The sequence below is a fragment of the Schaalia sp. ORNL0103 genome (assembly GCF_019429565.1).
In the GTDB taxonomy this organism is placed as follows: domain Bacteria; phylum Actinomycetota; class Actinomycetes; order Actinomycetales; family Actinomycetaceae; genus Pauljensenia.
In genome coordinates this window covers 1,388,655-1,402,906 of record NZ_JAHXSA010000001.1, presented here as the reverse complement: position 1 = coordinate 1,402,906, position 14,252 = coordinate 1,388,655, and the positions used below count along the sequence as shown (strand labels likewise).

The following is a 14,252-nucleotide window of genomic DNA, read 5'->3' as shown; positions in this document are numbered from 1 at the left end:
TCGTGAGGGCTCCCTGGGAGGGCCCCGCCGGGGTCCTGGATGGCAAGGCGACCGCTGCCGCCATTAAGGCGGAGCTGAAGGAGCGCGTCGATCGTCTGCGCGAGGCCGGGGTCGTCCCGGGCCTCGGCACGATCCTCGTGGGCGAGGACCCCGGGTCCGTCGCCTACGTCGCCGGCAAGCATCGTGATTGCGCGCAGATCGGCGCCGAGTCGATCCGCGTGGACCTGCCCGCTGATGCGACGCAGGGACAGGTGGAGGCTGCGATTGATCAGCTCAACGCGGATCCTGCCTGCACGGGCTACATCGTGCAGCTGCCGCTGCCGCGCGGCATCGATACGAACGCCGTTCTGGAGCGTATCGACCCTGCGAAGGACGCGGACGGCCTGCATCCGATGAACCTCGGACGCCTTGTGCTGCGAGGCTCGGGTCCCATCGACTCGCCCCTGCCGTGCACGCCGCGCGCGGTCATCGAGCTCATGGAACGCCATGGGATCGACCTGGCCGGCAAGAACGTGTGCGTCATCGGTCGAGGCGTGACCGTGGGCCGTTCGATCGGCCTGCTGCTCATGCGCAAGGAAGTGAACGCGACGGTCGACGTGTGCCACACGGGCACGACCGACCTGGCTGATCACGTGCGTCGTGCGGACGTCATCGTGGCCGCGGCGGGCTCCGCTGGGATCATCACCCGCGACATGGTGGCCCCCGGCGCCATCGTCCTCGACGTCGGCGTGAGCCGCGTGCAGGGCGAGGATGGCAAGGCTCGACTGATGGGTGACGTCGCGGATGGCGTCGATGAGGTGGCCAGCTGGCTCAGCCCCAACCCCGGCGGCGTTGGCCCGATGACGCGGGCCCTCCTCGTGACGAACGTCGTCGAGGCGGCCGAACGCCAGGCGGGAATCAGCGCGAACTGACAGGCGCGCGTGGCCTCGGCAAACGCGGAGGTCGCGCGCGAACGAAGAGGAGGCGCGGTGAGGATGTCCATTCCTCGCCGCGCCTCCTCGTTCCTCTAAACTGAAGAAAACTCGCGTAAGGAGAAAACGATGACTCTGACGGTGACCACCGTGAATCTGAACGGTATCCGCGCCGCCCACAAGCGCGGCTTCCTCGACTGGCTGGAGGCAAGCGATACGGACGTGCTGCTTATGCAGGAGGTGCGCGCGCCTGAGGAGATCTCCCGCGAGATCATGGGCGAGGCATGGGAGAGCGTGTGGGTTCCCTGCCGTATCAAGGGTCGCGCGGGTGTGGCTGTGGCGGTGCGCCGTGGGCGCGCGGTCCTGGAAGGTGAGCCTCGCCTGATTCTCGACGACGCCGAGACGGACGTGGATTCGGGTCGCTGGCTCGAGGCCGTCGTGCGTCCCGAGGGCGGTGACACCCCCGTGCGAGTCGTCTCTGCGTACTTCCATTCAGGCGAGAAGGACACTCCCAAGCAGGAGGCCAAGATGGCACACCTGCCCCGCATCGGCGCGCGTATGGCTGAGCTGATCGCCGAAGAGGCCGCCGGAGGCATCTCCTCGCTCGTGTGCGGCGACTTCAACGTCGTGCGCTCGGAGGCTGATATTAAGAACTGGAAGCCGAACCACAACAAGCGCGCTGGCGTCCTCGACGAGGAGATCGCCTTCCTCAACCAGTGGGTGGAGGAGGGGTGGCGCGATACCGTGCGCGACCTGGCTGGCGACGTGCAGGGCCCCTACTCGTGGTGGTCGTGGCGCGGTCAGGCCTTCGTCAACAACGCGGGCTGGCGCATCGACTATCAGTACGCGACGCCCGCCCTGGGCGAGCGCGCGCGTTCCTTCGAGATCGGCCGCGCCGATGAGTACGCGGAGCGCTTCTCGGATCACGCGCCGGTCTCGGTGACCTACGAGATCTGACATTTTAACGACGAGGCCGTGGCCTGGGAATGCTTCCTGGCCGCGGCCTTTCGTCTATGCGGTGTGTTCGTCGTCTGTGGCGTACCTGTAGCCGCCACCGTCACTTGCTCCCAACATTTCGCACGTAATTCGATTGGGTGAAGTTTTAATAATCCGTGAAAACGTTGCAATTCCAACGGTCTGAATTCAATATTTGAATAAGATGTGCGGGAATTACGTGCGAAATTGCTGGGGCGGTCCCGGGGGTCAATACACATCTGGATAGGTAACGAACATCCGGATAGCTTAATAACCTATCCGGATGTGGATAACCTATCCGCGTGCGCGCAACCTATCCGGATAATGCCCCGAAGATGGGGCTGTGGGTCCTGGCGGTGCTTGCAGATGGTGGTGTGGCTTGGGCTGGCTACTCGCAGTAAGGAGAGCGCCGGTATGGAGGGCGCCGGAGGGACAGGAAGGCCTGGCTGCGGTGCCCGTGGGCGGTGGCGGGGCCTGGCCGGGCTTCGAGACGACGCGCCGAGCGAAGCTCGCGGCGCGGACGTCTCGCGGGCGGGCCGCCGCCCACGGCCACACGAAGCAGCCCGGCCCCACGGCCGGGCCATTCGGCGCCCGGAACACCAGCGCGTGATGAGTGCGTGATGAGTGCGTGATGAGCGCGTGATGAGCGGGCGGACAGGGATCCTGCCGCGCGGAAAGTAGCAGCGAAAAGAGCGGGCGACAGCCTGGTAGGAAGTCAGTGCCCAGACGCGTCGAAGTCGAACAGTGCCATTGAGGAGTAGATGCCCGAGGGGTCGATGCGGTCCAGGCGGAATCCGGGAACGATCCAGGAGGCCTCGACGGTCGCGCCGATGTCGAGTGCCATGTCCAGGGCGACGTCGTCAACGTCCTGGGCCAGCGTTACGTGAGGGTGATACGGAAAGCGCGTCTCGTGGTCGAGAGGGCCGGAGCGGATCTCCTCGGCGAGGTCCGTGCAGTCGGAGGCGCCTTCGGCCAGCGTCATGAAAGCGACGTTGGAGAGGGGGCGGAAGGAATCGGTGCCCGACAGGGTGACGCGGAAAGGGGAGTGCCTCGATGCGATGGAGCGCAGGTGGTCGATGACCTCGGCGCGCGCTTCTCGTGCGACGGGCGTGGGCGGCATCAGCGTGATGTGCGCGGGGATGCGTGATCCTGCCAGGTCTCCCAGGCGCAGACGCAGGTCGGTGAGCTGTGTGACCCACGGTTCGGGGATCGCGACGACGACGCCGAGCCAGTCCTGGCCGGGGAGTCGTTGGGGGAGGAACATGGGGCCTGCCTGTGTCGCGGTTGTGGTGGCTCCACTGTACCGGGTGTCGGCGCGCCAGCGATGAGGCCGTAGCGCTTGAAGGGTGTGAGGGCGTTCACGTAGCCTTGAGGAAGTGAGACCAAGGAGGATCTTGTGACTGATCTCGTGTGGGCCGACGCCGCTACTCCCGATGAAGGGGCCGCGCAGGCCACAGACCTGTTCCGTGACGCGTTTGGCTATGAGCCTCGGGGCGTGTGGAGCGCGCCCGGGCGCGTCAATATCATCGGCGAGCACGTGGACTACAACGGTGGTCCGTGCGTTCCGATTGCACTGCCGCACCGCGCCTACGTGGCGCTGTCGCCACGCGGGGATCGGACGATTCGCCTGATTTCGCCGCAGACCCGTGAGGCGATCGATGTCCTCGATCTCGACGTGATCGGCCCGAAGGGGACCCCCGGCGAGGTTGCCAACCATTGGACCGCGTATCTCGCGGGCGTCGCGTGGGCGCTCGAGCAGGCGGGATACGGGCCGCTGCCCGGTTTTGACGCGGCTCTGTGGTCGTGCGTGCCCCTGGGTGGCGGCCTGTCATCGAGCGCCGCGCTCGAGTGTGCGACCGCGGTTGCCCTCGACGAGGTGTGCTCGCTGGGTCTTGCGGGCACGATCGAAGCCCCCAACGACGAGGGGCGCAAGGTGCTCGTGGATGCCGCGCGCGCCGCGGAAAACCAGGTGGCGGGTGCGAATACGGGCGGCCTGGACCAGACGGCGTCGCTGCGATGCAGCGAGGGGCACGCGCTGGCCCTTGATTGCCGGGACATGTCGACGCGTCAGGTTCCCTTCGATCTGAGCGCGGTTGGCCTCGAGCTTCTCGTTATCGATACGCGTGCCAAGCATTCGCTGGCGGACGGCCAGTATGGCTCGCGCCGCGCGGACTGCGAGGAGTCGGCGCGCATCCTGGGCGTGGGACAGCTCGTCGACGTGGAGAACCTGGACGAGGCCACGGCCGCGCTGGGTGACGAGCGCCTGGCTGCCCGCACGCGCCACGTCGTCTCCGAAATCGCGCGCACGCGCGCCTTCATTGAGCTTCTCGACGAGGGGCCGCTCGAGGGGACGCGACTGGCGGTCGCGGGCGCTCTCCTGAACGATTCGCACGACTCGCTGCGCGACGACTACGAGGTCTCCTGCGAGGAGCTGGATGTGGCCGTGGAGGCTGCCCGCGCTGCGGGCGCGCACGGCGCGCGCATGACGGGCGGCGGCTTCGGCGGTAGCGCGATCGCGCTTGTCGACGCGCACGCCGTGGAGGGTGTTGCGCGAGTCGTCGCGGCCGCCTACGCGGAGCGAGGCTGGGAGCCTCCCCACTTCATTCGATCCCTCCCGGGAGCTCCCGCCGGACGCCTGGACTGAGCGATCTGAGACAATCCGAGGGGCCGGTGCTTCAGCATTTGAAGCACCGGCCCCGGCCTCGTTACACTGAGGACCAGCAGACACGAGGGAAGGACATTCCGATGGGGATCAGCAAACGAGCATGGCAGGTAGCGGGCGCGGCAGCCGGCGGCGCGAGCCTCTTCGGCGGCGGCCTGGCGATTGGACGCCTCCTGCGGCTGGATTCCCAGCGCGGTGACTACCGCAAGGCATGGGAGAACCACAACCTGGCGACCCTGGACCGCCTGCGTCAGCTCGACGAGCATTCCGAAGGCGAGCGTCCCTACCTCATCGTCTCCCTTGGCGATTCGTCCGTGCAGGGCATGGGCGCCTCTCGCATCACCGAGTCCTACCCGGCACGCCTCGCCTCGGCCATCAATGCCCAGCTGGACCGCGAGGTCCTCCTGCTCAACCTGTCCCTCTCCGGGGCCACGATCGAGTCCGTGGAACTCACCCAGATCCCGCAGATGCGCGGCCTGGGCCTCCTGGATGGGCCCTACAGCCCCGATCTGGTGACGCTGACCATCGGCGGCAACGACGTGATGGCCGAGGACATGGCACCCGGACAGTTCGAGGAGCGCCTGCGCCGCGTTCTCGCCTCTCTGCCTGCTGATGCCCTGGTTTCCACCATCCCGTCTTTCGGCATCATGCCGCAGGAAAGCCGCGCGCAGGACATGTCCGACCGCATCGCGGACGCCGTCGCCGACAGCGACGCGCACGTCGTCGACCTGCGCTCCCTCACGCAGGAATACTCCCTGCCGACCTACACGTTCGCCTACCACGCGGCGGACTTCTTCCACCCCAATTCGGCCGCCTACGCCAAGTGGGCTCAGCTCTTCGCCGACGCGTGGGCCACGTCTCGACGTGAGGCAGCCCCCGTCGTCGAGGATGCCCCCCAGTGGGACATGCTCTCGGCGCGGGTGGCACAATCGGAGTATGACGACTGACGGACCGTGGCTCGTCGTCGGGTTAGGTAACCCCGGCGCGCAGTATGCCTCCACCCGACACAACGTCGGGTACTTGACCCTCGATGTGCTCGCCTCGCGCGGTGGCGCGACCCTGACCTCGCACCGCTCGCGCACGCACACCGCCGACGTTCGCTTAGGTATCGGCCCCGGCGGCGTGCCTGGACCCCGAGTGATTCTCGCGCGCTCCGACAGCTACATGAACACCTCCGGTGGGCCGATCAGCGCGCTCGCTACCTTCCACAAGATCGAGCCCTCGCGCATACTTGTCATCCACGACGACATGGACCTGCCCGCGCACACGCTGCGCCTCAAGGTCGGCGGGGGAGAAGGCGGCCATAACGGCCTGAAGTCCCTCAGCCAGCACCTGGGCACGCGCGACTACGCGCGCCTGCGCATCGGCGTTGGCCGCCCGCCGGGGCGCATGGATCCCGCCGACTACGTGCTCGCCACCCTGCCTTCCAAGGAACGCCCCGACTGGGACGTGACCTTCGAGCAGGCCGCCGACGTCGTCGAAGACATTGTGACCAAGGGATTCGCCCCCACCCAGATGGCCCTGCACACCGGGTCCTGATCGAGGCGGCGCCCCTGGGCGTCGCCGCGCACCCTCACCGCGAAAGGCAGCGCGTGCTACTTACCGGTCTCCTCCCGGACATCACCACCGATCCCGCGATCGAGACGGCCATCGACTCCGTCGAAGCCGGTCGTTCCGGCACGATCGTCGCGCCCGTCGGCATCCGGCCGCCTCTCCTTGCGGCCGTCGCCTCGCGCGCGGCCACGCCCCTTGTCGTCCTCACGGCCACCGGGCGTGACGCCGAATCGCTGACCAACGCCCTGGCCTCGTGGATCCCGGGCGTGGCCATGCTGCCCGCGTGGGAGACCCTGCCCCACGAGCGCCTCTCGCCCCAGGTCGACACGATGGCGCGTCGCATCGCCGTCCTGCGCCGCCTCGTCCACCCGATCAAGGGAGACGACAGCGCCGGTCCGATATCGGTCCTCGTCGTCCCCATCCGCGCCTTCCTCCAGCCGATCATCTCCGGCCTGGCGGACCTCGAACCCGTGCGCGTGCGTACCGGCGACATTCTCGACCTCACCGAGACCACGAATCGCCTGGCTGAGCTCGGCTACGAGCGCGTCGACATGGTCGAAGGCCGCGGCCAGATGAGCGTGCGCGGTGGCATCCTTGACGTCTTCCCGCCCCAGGAACCCCACCCCCTGCGCGTGGAGCTGTGGGGCGACGAGGTCGACGATATCCGCGCCTTCTCCGTCTCCGATCAGCGAACCCTCGGCGAGGCCGCCGACGGCCTGTGGGCCGTCCCCTGCCGCGAGCTTCTCCTCACCCAGGCCGTACGCGCCCGCGCCCGCGAGGCCGCCGACCGCCTGCCCGGCGCCGCCGAGATGCTCAGCCTCGCCGCCGAGGGAATCGCCGCCCCCGGTATCGAATCCCTCGCTCCGATCCTCGTGGGTGGCATGGAATCCCTCCTCGACCTGCTGCCCGCGGGCTCGCCGATCCTCGCATCCGACCCCGAACGCATCCGCGCCCGCGCCGCCGACCTCGTCGCCACGACCGAGGAGTTCCTCGCCGCCGCGTGGAGCGCCGCCGCCGGGGGAGCAGACACCCCGCTCGAGGCCTCCAAGGCCTCGTTCCTCGACCTGGCCGACCTGTGGGGGAGTGGGAAGCGCCCCTGGTGGGAGCTCACCGACCTGCCGCCCGCCGACCTCGCCTCCGCGATCGACGAGGCCGAGGCAGACTCTCCGTCAACGGACGGGCCGACGCCCGTCGTCGTCTCGCCCACCCTCATGCGTGTGGGCGCCCGCGACGTACACCCCTACCGTGGAGACTTCGCGCGAGCCGCCGCCGATCTCACCGACCTGGCCCGCGACGGCTGGCGCATCGTCGTCACCACCGAAGGCCCCGGCCCGGGCCGACGCATCCGCTCCATCCTCACCGATGCCTCGTGCCCGGCCGCGCTCGCGGATAACGTGGAAGCGCGCCCCGACCCCGGCCTCGTAACCATTACCACCGCGCAGGCCGGCGTCGGTTTCGTCGCACCCCACCTCAAGGTCGCGATCCTCACCGAAGGCGACCTCACCGGGCGTGCTGGTGCGTCCACGCGCGACATGCGCCGCATGCCCTCGCGTAGGCGCAAGGGCGTCGACCCGCTGACCCTGCACCCCGGGGACTACATCGTCCACGACCAGCACGGCATCGGACGCTTCATCGAGCTGGTCTCCCGGTCGATCGGTCGCGGGGACGCCGCCTCGACGCGCGACTACCTGGTCATCGAATACGCGCCCTCCAAGCGCGGCCAGCCCGCTGATCGGCTCTTCGTGCCCACTGACGCGCTGGACCAGATCTCCAAGTACACCGGATCCGACGAGCCCTCCCTGACCAAGATGGGCGGCGCCGACTGGGCCAAGACCAAGGCCCGCGCGAAGAAGGCCGTCAACGAGGTCGCCAAGGAACTCATCCGCCTGTACGCCGTGCGCCAGCAGACCAAGGGCCACGCTTTCGGCCCCGACACCCCCTGGCAGCGCGAACTCGAAGACGCCTTCCCCTACGTCGAGACCCCCGACCAGCTCGTCACCATCGACGAGGTCAAGGCCGATATGGAGAAGCCCGTCCCCATGGACCGGCTGCTCACCGGCGACGTCGGCTACGGCAAGACCGAGATCGCCGTGCGTGCAGCCTTCAAGGCCATCCAGGACGGCTATCAGGCCGCTGTCCTCGTGCCCACGACCCTGCTGGTCACCCAGCACGCGGAGACCTTCGCCGAGCGCTACGCCGGCTTCCCCGTGCGCATCGGCACACTCTCGCGCTTCTCGACCCCGAAGGAAACCGAGGAGGTCAAGGCGGGTTTGGCATCGGGCGAGGTCGACCTGGTGATCGGCACGCACTCGCTGTTGACCGGCACCGTTTCGTTCAAGAAGCTCGGCCTCGTCATCATCGACGAGGAGCAGCGCTTTGGCGTCGAGCACAAGGAGACGCTCAAGGCCCTGCGCACCGACGTCGACGTCCTGTCGATGTCGGCCACCCCGATCCCGCGCACGCTTGAGATGGCGATCTCCGGCATCCGCGAGATGTCGATCCTCCAGACCCCACCCGAGGAACGCCAGCCGGTCCTTACTTTCGTCGGCGCCTACACGGACGCCCAGGTCAGCGCCGCGATCCGACGCGAGCTCCTGCGCGACGGCCAGGTCTTCTACGTGCATAACCGCGTCGACTCGATCTCCTCGGTCGCGGCTCACATCACCGAGCTGGTTCCCGAGGCGCGCGTGCGCACGGCCCACGGAAAGATGAACGAGCACCAGCTCGAGGCCGTCATTCAGGACTTCTGGAACCACGAGTTCGACGTCCTCGTGTGTACGACCATCGTCGAGACCGGCTTGGACATTTCCAACGCGAATACGCTCATCGTGGACCGCGCCGACACCTTCGGCCTGTCTCAGCTCCACCAGCTGCGCGGGCGCGTTGGACGAGGCCGCGAACGCGCCTACGCGTACTTCTTCTACCCCGGCGACAAGGCCCTCACCGAGACCGCGCACGAACGTCTCAAGACGATCGCCGCGAACACCGAGCTGGGGGCCGGCTTGGCCGTCGCCCAGCGCGACCTCGAGATCCGAGGCGCCGGAAACCTCCTGGGTGGGGCCCAGTCCGGCCACGTCGAGGGTGTTGGCTTCGACCTCTACGTGCGCATGGTCTCCGACGCGGTCGCCGCCTACCGAGGGGACGCCCCCACCGAGAAGACGGACGTGCGCATGGACCTGCAGGTCGACGCGCACATTCCCGACGGCTACGTGCGCGGCGAACGCCTGCGCCTCGAGGTCTACGCCAAGATTGCGGCCATCTCCACACCCGAACAGGAAGCGGACGTGCGCGAGGAACTCGTCGACCGATACGGTCCGATCCCGCCCCAGGTCGACCTGCTCTTCGCCGTCGCACGGCTGCGCGAGATCGTGCGTCGCGCGGGGATTACCGAGATCGTCACGCAGGGCAAGTACCTGCGCGTCTCGCCCGTCGAACTACGCGATTCCCAGGTCATGCGCCTCAAGCGTTTGCACCCCGGAACGGTCATCAAGGCTGCCGTTCGCCAGGTTCTCGTGCCGCTGCCGCTCACCTCGCGAGTCGGGGGTTCCCCGCTCACGGACGGCCCGCTCCTGGAGTGGGTGGAGACTCTGGTGACCAAGATTCTTGTGCCTTTTGGCGAGTAGTGCCTGTGGTGGAATACACTGGTCCTATTGCGTCGCAACACATCTGAGGAAGGAATGCTCGTGCGCTACACACGCCAGCTCGCCACCGCCGCCCTGATTGTGGCCGCGGGACTGGGAATGGGGGCGTGCTCCGCCCATCCCGGTGCCGCCGTGGTCACCTCGTCGGGCGTTACGTATTCGAACGCGGAAGTTGAGGAAGCTGCCCAGCAGCTCTTTGACATGAAGGCTTCGAAGAGTACGGATATTGGCTACGCGATCCGCAAGGGTCTTGCGAATCATGACCTGCTCGTGGCTGCTGGTGCAGCTGTGGGCGTGAGCGTGACGGACGCGCAGGTTGACGCCTTCGTGCAGCAGATGGTGCAGCGTAGTGGTGGCGTTATGCCCGCCCAGATGGGGCGTGTCACTCGTGTCCTTCTGGAAAACAACGTGCTCGCGGACCTGATCAACATGAAGCTTCAACAGGATCCGACGCTGGAGGGTTCGGTGGATGCTGCTGTTGCCCAATACCAGGAAGCGTCCTCCGTCACTATCAACCCGCGCTTCCCGCAGCCGTCCCTGGGCGGAGGTCAGGCCCCGACTATGCCACTCTTTGGTGACGCCGTATCTGGAGCCAAGGACGATCCTATGGCAGCGCTCCTGGGCGGCAACGCTCACTGAGTGTTGTGAGTATTCGCTCACAGCGCCTCCGGCAGGGACTAATGTCGCTTGTCCGGGCACATAACCGGGGTTGATAGCCCCAAAAACCACAACGTCCCCCTCGCCGGGGGTGACCACATATGGCGGTCCGTATTACCGTTGTACTGACCGCTTCCACGCAACAACATCGATTGGAGAATGACGTGGCAGTTATTGAAGGCATTGGTGCACGCGAGATCCTCGACTCGCGCGGTAACCCGACCGTTGAGGTCGAGGTCGTCCTCGAGGACGGCACCGCTGCGCGCGCGTCCGTTCCCTCCGGCGCGTCCACCGGCGCGTTCGAGGCCGTCGAGCGTCGCGATGGCGACAAGGGCCGCTACCTCGGCAAGGGCGTCCAGGACGCCGTTGACGCCGTCGTCGAGCAGATCGCCCCCGAGCTCATCGGCGAGGAAGCTGACGATCAGCGCTACATTGACCAGGCCATGATCGACCTGGACGGCACCCCCAACAAGGGCAAGCTCGGCGCGAACGCCATCCTCGGCGTCTCCCTCGCCGTCGCCAAGGCCGCCGCGAAGTACGCGGACCTGCCCCTCTACAAGTACCTGGGCGGCCCGAACGCTCACGTCCTGCCCGTCCCCATGATGAACATCCTCAACGGTGGCTCCCACGCGGACTCCAACGTTGACATCCAGGAGTTCATGATCGCCCCCATCGGCGCTCCCTCCTTCCGTGAGGCTCTGCGCTGGGGCGCCGAGGTCTACCACACGCTCAAGGGCGTCGTGAAGGACCGCGGTCTGTCCACCGGTCTGGGCGACGAGGGCGGCTTCGCCCCCAACCTGGACTCCAACGCTGAGGCCCTCGACCTGATCGTCTCCGCGATCGAGAAGGCCGGCTTCAAGCCGGGCGAGGACGTCGCCCTGGCCCTGGACGTTGCTTCCAGCGAGTTCTTCAAGGATGGCCTGTACCAGTTCGAGGGCGAAGGCCGCTCGACCGACTACATGGTGGAGTACTACGAGAAGCTCATCTCGAACTACCCGCTGGTCTCCATCGAGGATCCGCTGTCCGAGGACGAGTGGGACGCCTGGAAGGCCCTGACCTCCGAGATCGGCGGCCGCGTCCAGCTGGTCGGCGACGACCTGTTCGTCACCAACCCCGCTCGCCTGAAGAAGGGCATCGAGCTGGGCGCCGCGAACGCGCTGCTCGTCAAGGTGAACCAGATCGGTTCGCTGACCGAGACCCTCGACGCCGTCGAGGAAGCGCACCGCAACGGCTACCGTTCGATGACCTCGCACCGCTCCGGCGAGACCGAGGACACCACGATCGCCGACCTGGCTGTCGCCACCAACTCCGGCCAGATCAAGACCGGTGCTCCCGCTCGTTCCGAGCGCGTCGCCAAGTACAACCAGCTGCTGCGCATCGAGGAGCAGCTGGGCGAGGCCGCCGTTTACGCCGGCCGCTCTGCCTTCCCTCGCTTCAAGTGAGCCTAGGCAACTAGCCGCATAGCTCCGCGCGGGCCCGAAAGGGTCCGCGCGGAGTTTTTTCGGCGTGGGGCTGAGCCAAAGACGTCAACTTAGGGCACGATAGAAGAATGGCTAGCCGTCGTCCTTCTTCCCGCCCCTCCTCGCGTCGTCGCTCCTCCGCTTCGGAGGCAGCGCGTACGACGCGTGAGATTAACGCGGAAAAGTCGCGCCAGCGAAGGGCAGCCGCGAAGGCTTCGAAGTCCTCCAAGGGGGCCGAGGCCTCGGCGAAGCACCAGAAGTCGGCGCGGGGTGCGCAGAAGAATGAGGGCGCAAAGCGCAGCTTTTTCCGCAGGAATAAGGGCGCTGAGAAGGGCACTTCGCGTTCTTCGTTTGTACGTCCCGCCGCGGAGGGCTCCTCGGTCCTGTCCATCGGTGGCCTCGACGTGTCCACGCGACTTCTCGTCGTCCTGATCGTCGCCGCGATCCTGTCGGTCATGCTGGTGCCCAGCCTCTACCAGTGGTGGCAGCAGGAGCGTGAACTCGCACAGATCAAGACGCAGGTCGCCGAGCAACAGCAGAAGAACGCCGACATGCAGCGTCAGCTCGACCTGTGGAATGACCCCGACTACATCTCCACGCAGGCGCGCGAGCGCCTCGGATTCGTTCGCCCCGGTGAGACCCAATACACGGTGGTGGATCCGGGGCCGCAATACCAGGACTCGGCGCTGGCGGCCGCAGCGGCTTCCACCGGACCGGCGCGCCCCTGGGTGCAGCAGCTCGGTATCCTAGTGGGGAAGGCGGACCAGCCGCCGAGCGCGACGCCTATCCCGTCGGCTGAGACCAGCCAGTCGGGCCAGGCCCCCACAACCAGCCAAGAAAGCGGAGAATGAGCCTCGTTAACACCACCGATGCCACTGAAGAGGACCTGGAGGTCCTGCGTTCCCAGCTGGGCCGCGTGCCCCGAGGGGTCGTTGGTATCGCTGCGCGCTGCGTCTGCGGTCGGCCCACGGTTGTGGCCACCGCGCCGCGCCTGCCTGACGGGACGCCGTTCCCCACGACCTACTACCTGACGCACCCGGCGGCAGTGAAGGGCGCTTCCACGCTTGAGGCCGAGCACGTCATGGAGACCCTCAACGAGGAACTCGCCGCCGATGAGGAGCTGCGCGCCGCCTATGCGCGCGCCCACGAGGCCTACATTCAGGCGCGCCTGACCCTGGGTGACGTTCCGGAGATTTCGGGCGTGAGCGCTGGCGGAATGCCCACGCGCGTCAAGTGCCTGCACGCCCTCGTCGGCCACTCTCTGGCCGCCGGCCCCGGCGTGAACCCGATTGGGGACCGCGCGCTCGCGATGCTCGACGAGCGTGGCCTGTTCTCCACCTCCCGTTGCTCCTGCTGAGCGCTTTTTGCCCGTGCCCGCCCCGGCCTCGTCCGGGACTCACCCCTGTAGAAACGAAGCGATGACCCGCGTAGCTGCCATTGACTGTGGAACCAATTCGATCCGATTGCTCGTCGCCGATGGACATATCGGCGAGGACGGCCGCCCTCACCTGTCTGATCTAACCCGCCAGATGCGCATCGTGCGTCTGGGGCAGGGCGTGGATGCGCGCGGCTACCTGGACCCCGCGGCGATCGAGCGCACGGTGGAGGCCGCGGTCGAGTACCAGCGCATGATCGAGGCCCTGGGTGCGACCCGCACCCGTTTTGTGGCGACCTCTGCGACACGCGACGCGTCCAACAGCGCGGACTTCGTCCGCCAGATCAAGGCCGTCATCGGAGTGGAGCCCGAGGTCGTCGTCGGCACGGAGGAAGCCTCACTGTCCTTCAATGGCGCGGTGAGTGGCTTGGGCGAGTCCGTCACCGCCCCGATGCTGGTCGTCGATATCGGCGGTGGGTCGACCGAGCTGGTGCTGGGTGCGACCCGCGTCGAACAGGCGATTTCGATCGACATGGGTGCCGTGCGCGTCACCGAGAAGTTCTTCTCCCACGTGGATCCGGCAGGCGGAGTGCCCGTCGAGGACCAGGAGCGCGCGATCGCGTGGATCGATGAGCAGCTGGACGGCGCGGAAAAGTCCGTGGACCTGGCGCGCGTGCGCTCCCTCGTGGGCGTCGCGGGCACGGTGACCACCCTGACGGCCCAGGCGCTGGGGCTCACCTCCTACCAGCCCGAGCGCATCCACGGAGCCCGCCTGAGTGCCGCCCAGTTCGAGGAAGCCGTGCGCTTCATGGTCGATCAGCCAACCTCCGTGAAGGCCTCCCTGGGCTTCATGCCCGAGGGACGCGAGGACGTCATCGCGGCGGGCGCGCTCATCTGGAGCCGCATCGTCACGCGCGTGCTGGCGCGCGCCGAGGCCGCCGGGCACCCGATCGAGCAGGTCGTCACCTCCGAGCATGACATCCTCGACGGCATCGCACAGGCGATGATCTGAGCGGA

General features: G+C 67.3%; 12 protein-coding genes. 11 read left to right on the top strand and 1 reads right to left on the bottom strand.

Annotation, left to right across the window (positions count from 1 at the left end; genetic code table 11):
- Positions 1 to 2: 2 nt before the first annotated feature.
- Complete coding sequence (locus JJJ16_RS06160) at positions 3 to 911, top strand: bifunctional methylenetetrahydrofolate dehydrogenase/methenyltetrahydrofolate cyclohydrolase (protein WP_219751769.1); 909 nt, start codon at positions 3 to 5, stop codon at positions 909 to 911.
- A gap of 129 nt (positions 912 to 1,040) precedes the next feature.
- On the top strand, positions 1,041 to 1,868 hold the full coding sequence (locus JJJ16_RS06155; RefSeq protein WP_219751768.1) for an exodeoxyribonuclease III: 828 nt from the start codon (positions 1,041 to 1,043) through the stop codon (positions 1,866 to 1,868).
- Positions 1,869 to 2,601: 733 nt separating this feature from the next.
- Here the strand turns inward: JJJ16_RS06155 and JJJ16_RS06150 are convergent.
- Positions 2,602 to 3,150, bottom strand: a complete 549-nt coding sequence (locus tag JJJ16_RS06150) for a 2'-5' RNA ligase family protein (RefSeq protein ID WP_219751767.1) — start codon at positions 3,148 to 3,150, stop codon at positions 2,602 to 2,604.
- 132 nt (positions 3,151 to 3,282) lie between these two features.
- Between JJJ16_RS06150 and galK the strand changes: the two genes are divergently transcribed.
- From galK to JJJ16_RS06105, 9 genes are all read left to right on the top strand, one after another.
- Complete coding sequence (gene galK, locus JJJ16_RS06145) at positions 3,283 to 4,530, top strand: galactokinase (protein WP_219751766.1); 1,248 nt, start codon at positions 3,283 to 3,285, stop codon at positions 4,528 to 4,530.
- Between the two features lie 101 nt (positions 4,531 to 4,631).
- A complete protein-coding gene (locus JJJ16_RS06140; protein WP_219751765.1) occupies positions 4,632 to 5,495 on the top strand; it encodes an SGNH/GDSL hydrolase family protein in 864 nt (287 codons plus the stop codon).
- Positions 5,485 to 6,087, top strand: a complete 603-nt coding sequence (gene pth / locus JJJ16_RS06135; RefSeq protein ID WP_034497462.1) for an aminoacyl-tRNA hydrolase — start codon at positions 5,485 to 5,487, stop codon at positions 6,085 to 6,087. The genes JJJ16_RS06140 and pth overlap by 11 nt, the downstream gene beginning before the upstream one ends.
- A 53-nt stretch (positions 6,088 to 6,140) precedes the next feature.
- The gene (mfd, locus tag JJJ16_RS06130) at positions 6,141 to 9,725 is read left to right on the top strand and encodes a transcription-repair coupling factor (RefSeq protein ID WP_219751764.1); all 3,585 of its coding nucleotides are present in this window, start codon (positions 6,141 to 6,143) and stop codon (positions 9,723 to 9,725) included.
- A gap of 54 nt (positions 9,726 to 9,779) precedes the next feature.
- A complete protein-coding gene (locus tag JJJ16_RS06125) occupies positions 9,780 to 10,382 on the top strand; it encodes a hypothetical protein (RefSeq protein ID WP_219752010.1) in 603 nt (200 codons plus the stop codon).
- A gap of 182 nt (positions 10,383 to 10,564) precedes the next feature.
- Positions 10,565 to 11,842: a phosphopyruvate hydratase gene (gene eno, locus JJJ16_RS06120; protein ID WP_034463897.1), complete on the top strand. Its 1,278-nt coding sequence runs from the start codon at positions 10,565 to 10,567 to the stop codon at positions 11,840 to 11,842.
- A gap of 107 nt (positions 11,843 to 11,949) precedes the next feature.
- Positions 11,950 to 12,711 (top strand): FtsB family cell division protein, encoded by a 762-nt coding sequence (locus JJJ16_RS06115; RefSeq protein ID WP_219751763.1) that lies wholly within the window; start codon positions 11,950 to 11,952, stop codon positions 12,709 to 12,711.
- On the top strand, positions 12,708 to 13,217 hold the full coding sequence (locus JJJ16_RS06110; RefSeq protein ID WP_060565693.1) for a DUF501 domain-containing protein: 510 nt from the start codon (positions 12,708 to 12,710) through the stop codon (positions 13,215 to 13,217). Before JJJ16_RS06115 ends, JJJ16_RS06110 begins: the two co-directional genes overlap by 4 nt.
- A 61-nt stretch (positions 13,218 to 13,278) precedes the next feature.
- On the top strand, positions 13,279 to 14,247 hold the full coding sequence (locus JJJ16_RS06105; RefSeq protein WP_219751762.1) for a Ppx/GppA phosphatase family protein: 969 nt from the start codon (positions 13,279 to 13,281) through the stop codon (positions 14,245 to 14,247).
- Positions 14,248 to 14,252: the final 5 nt, after the last annotated feature.

Bases quoted from the DNA above. Each gene is read 5' to 3' on its own strand.
- JJJ16_RS06155 (WP_219751768.1), top strand. From the start codon at position 1,041: ATGACTCTGACGGTGACCACCGTGAATCTGAACGGTATCCGCGCCGCC.
- JJJ16_RS06150 (WP_219751767.1), bottom strand. From the start codon at position 3,150: ATGTTCCTCCCCCAACGACTCCCCGGCCAGGACTGGCTCGGCGTCGTC.
- JJJ16_RS06140 (WP_219751765.1), top strand. From the start codon at position 4,632: ATGGGGATCAGCAAACGAGCATGGCAGGTAGCGGGCGCGGCAGCCGGC.
- pth (WP_034497462.1), top strand. From the start codon at position 5,485: ATGACGACTGACGGACCGTGGCTCGTCGTCGGGTTAGGTAACCCCGGC.
- JJJ16_RS06125 (WP_219752010.1), top strand. From the start codon at position 9,780: ATGCTCGTGCGCTACACACGCCAGCTCGCCACCGCCGCCCTGATTGTG.
- JJJ16_RS06115 (WP_219751763.1), top strand. From the start codon at position 11,950: ATGGCTAGCCGTCGTCCTTCTTCCCGCCCCTCCTCGCGTCGTCGCTCC.
- JJJ16_RS06110 (WP_060565693.1), top strand. From the start codon at position 12,708: ATGAGCCTCGTTAACACCACCGATGCCACTGAAGAGGACCTGGAGGTC.
- JJJ16_RS06105 (WP_219751762.1), top strand. From the start codon at position 13,279: ATGACCCGCGTAGCTGCCATTGACTGTGGAACCAATTCGATCCGATTG.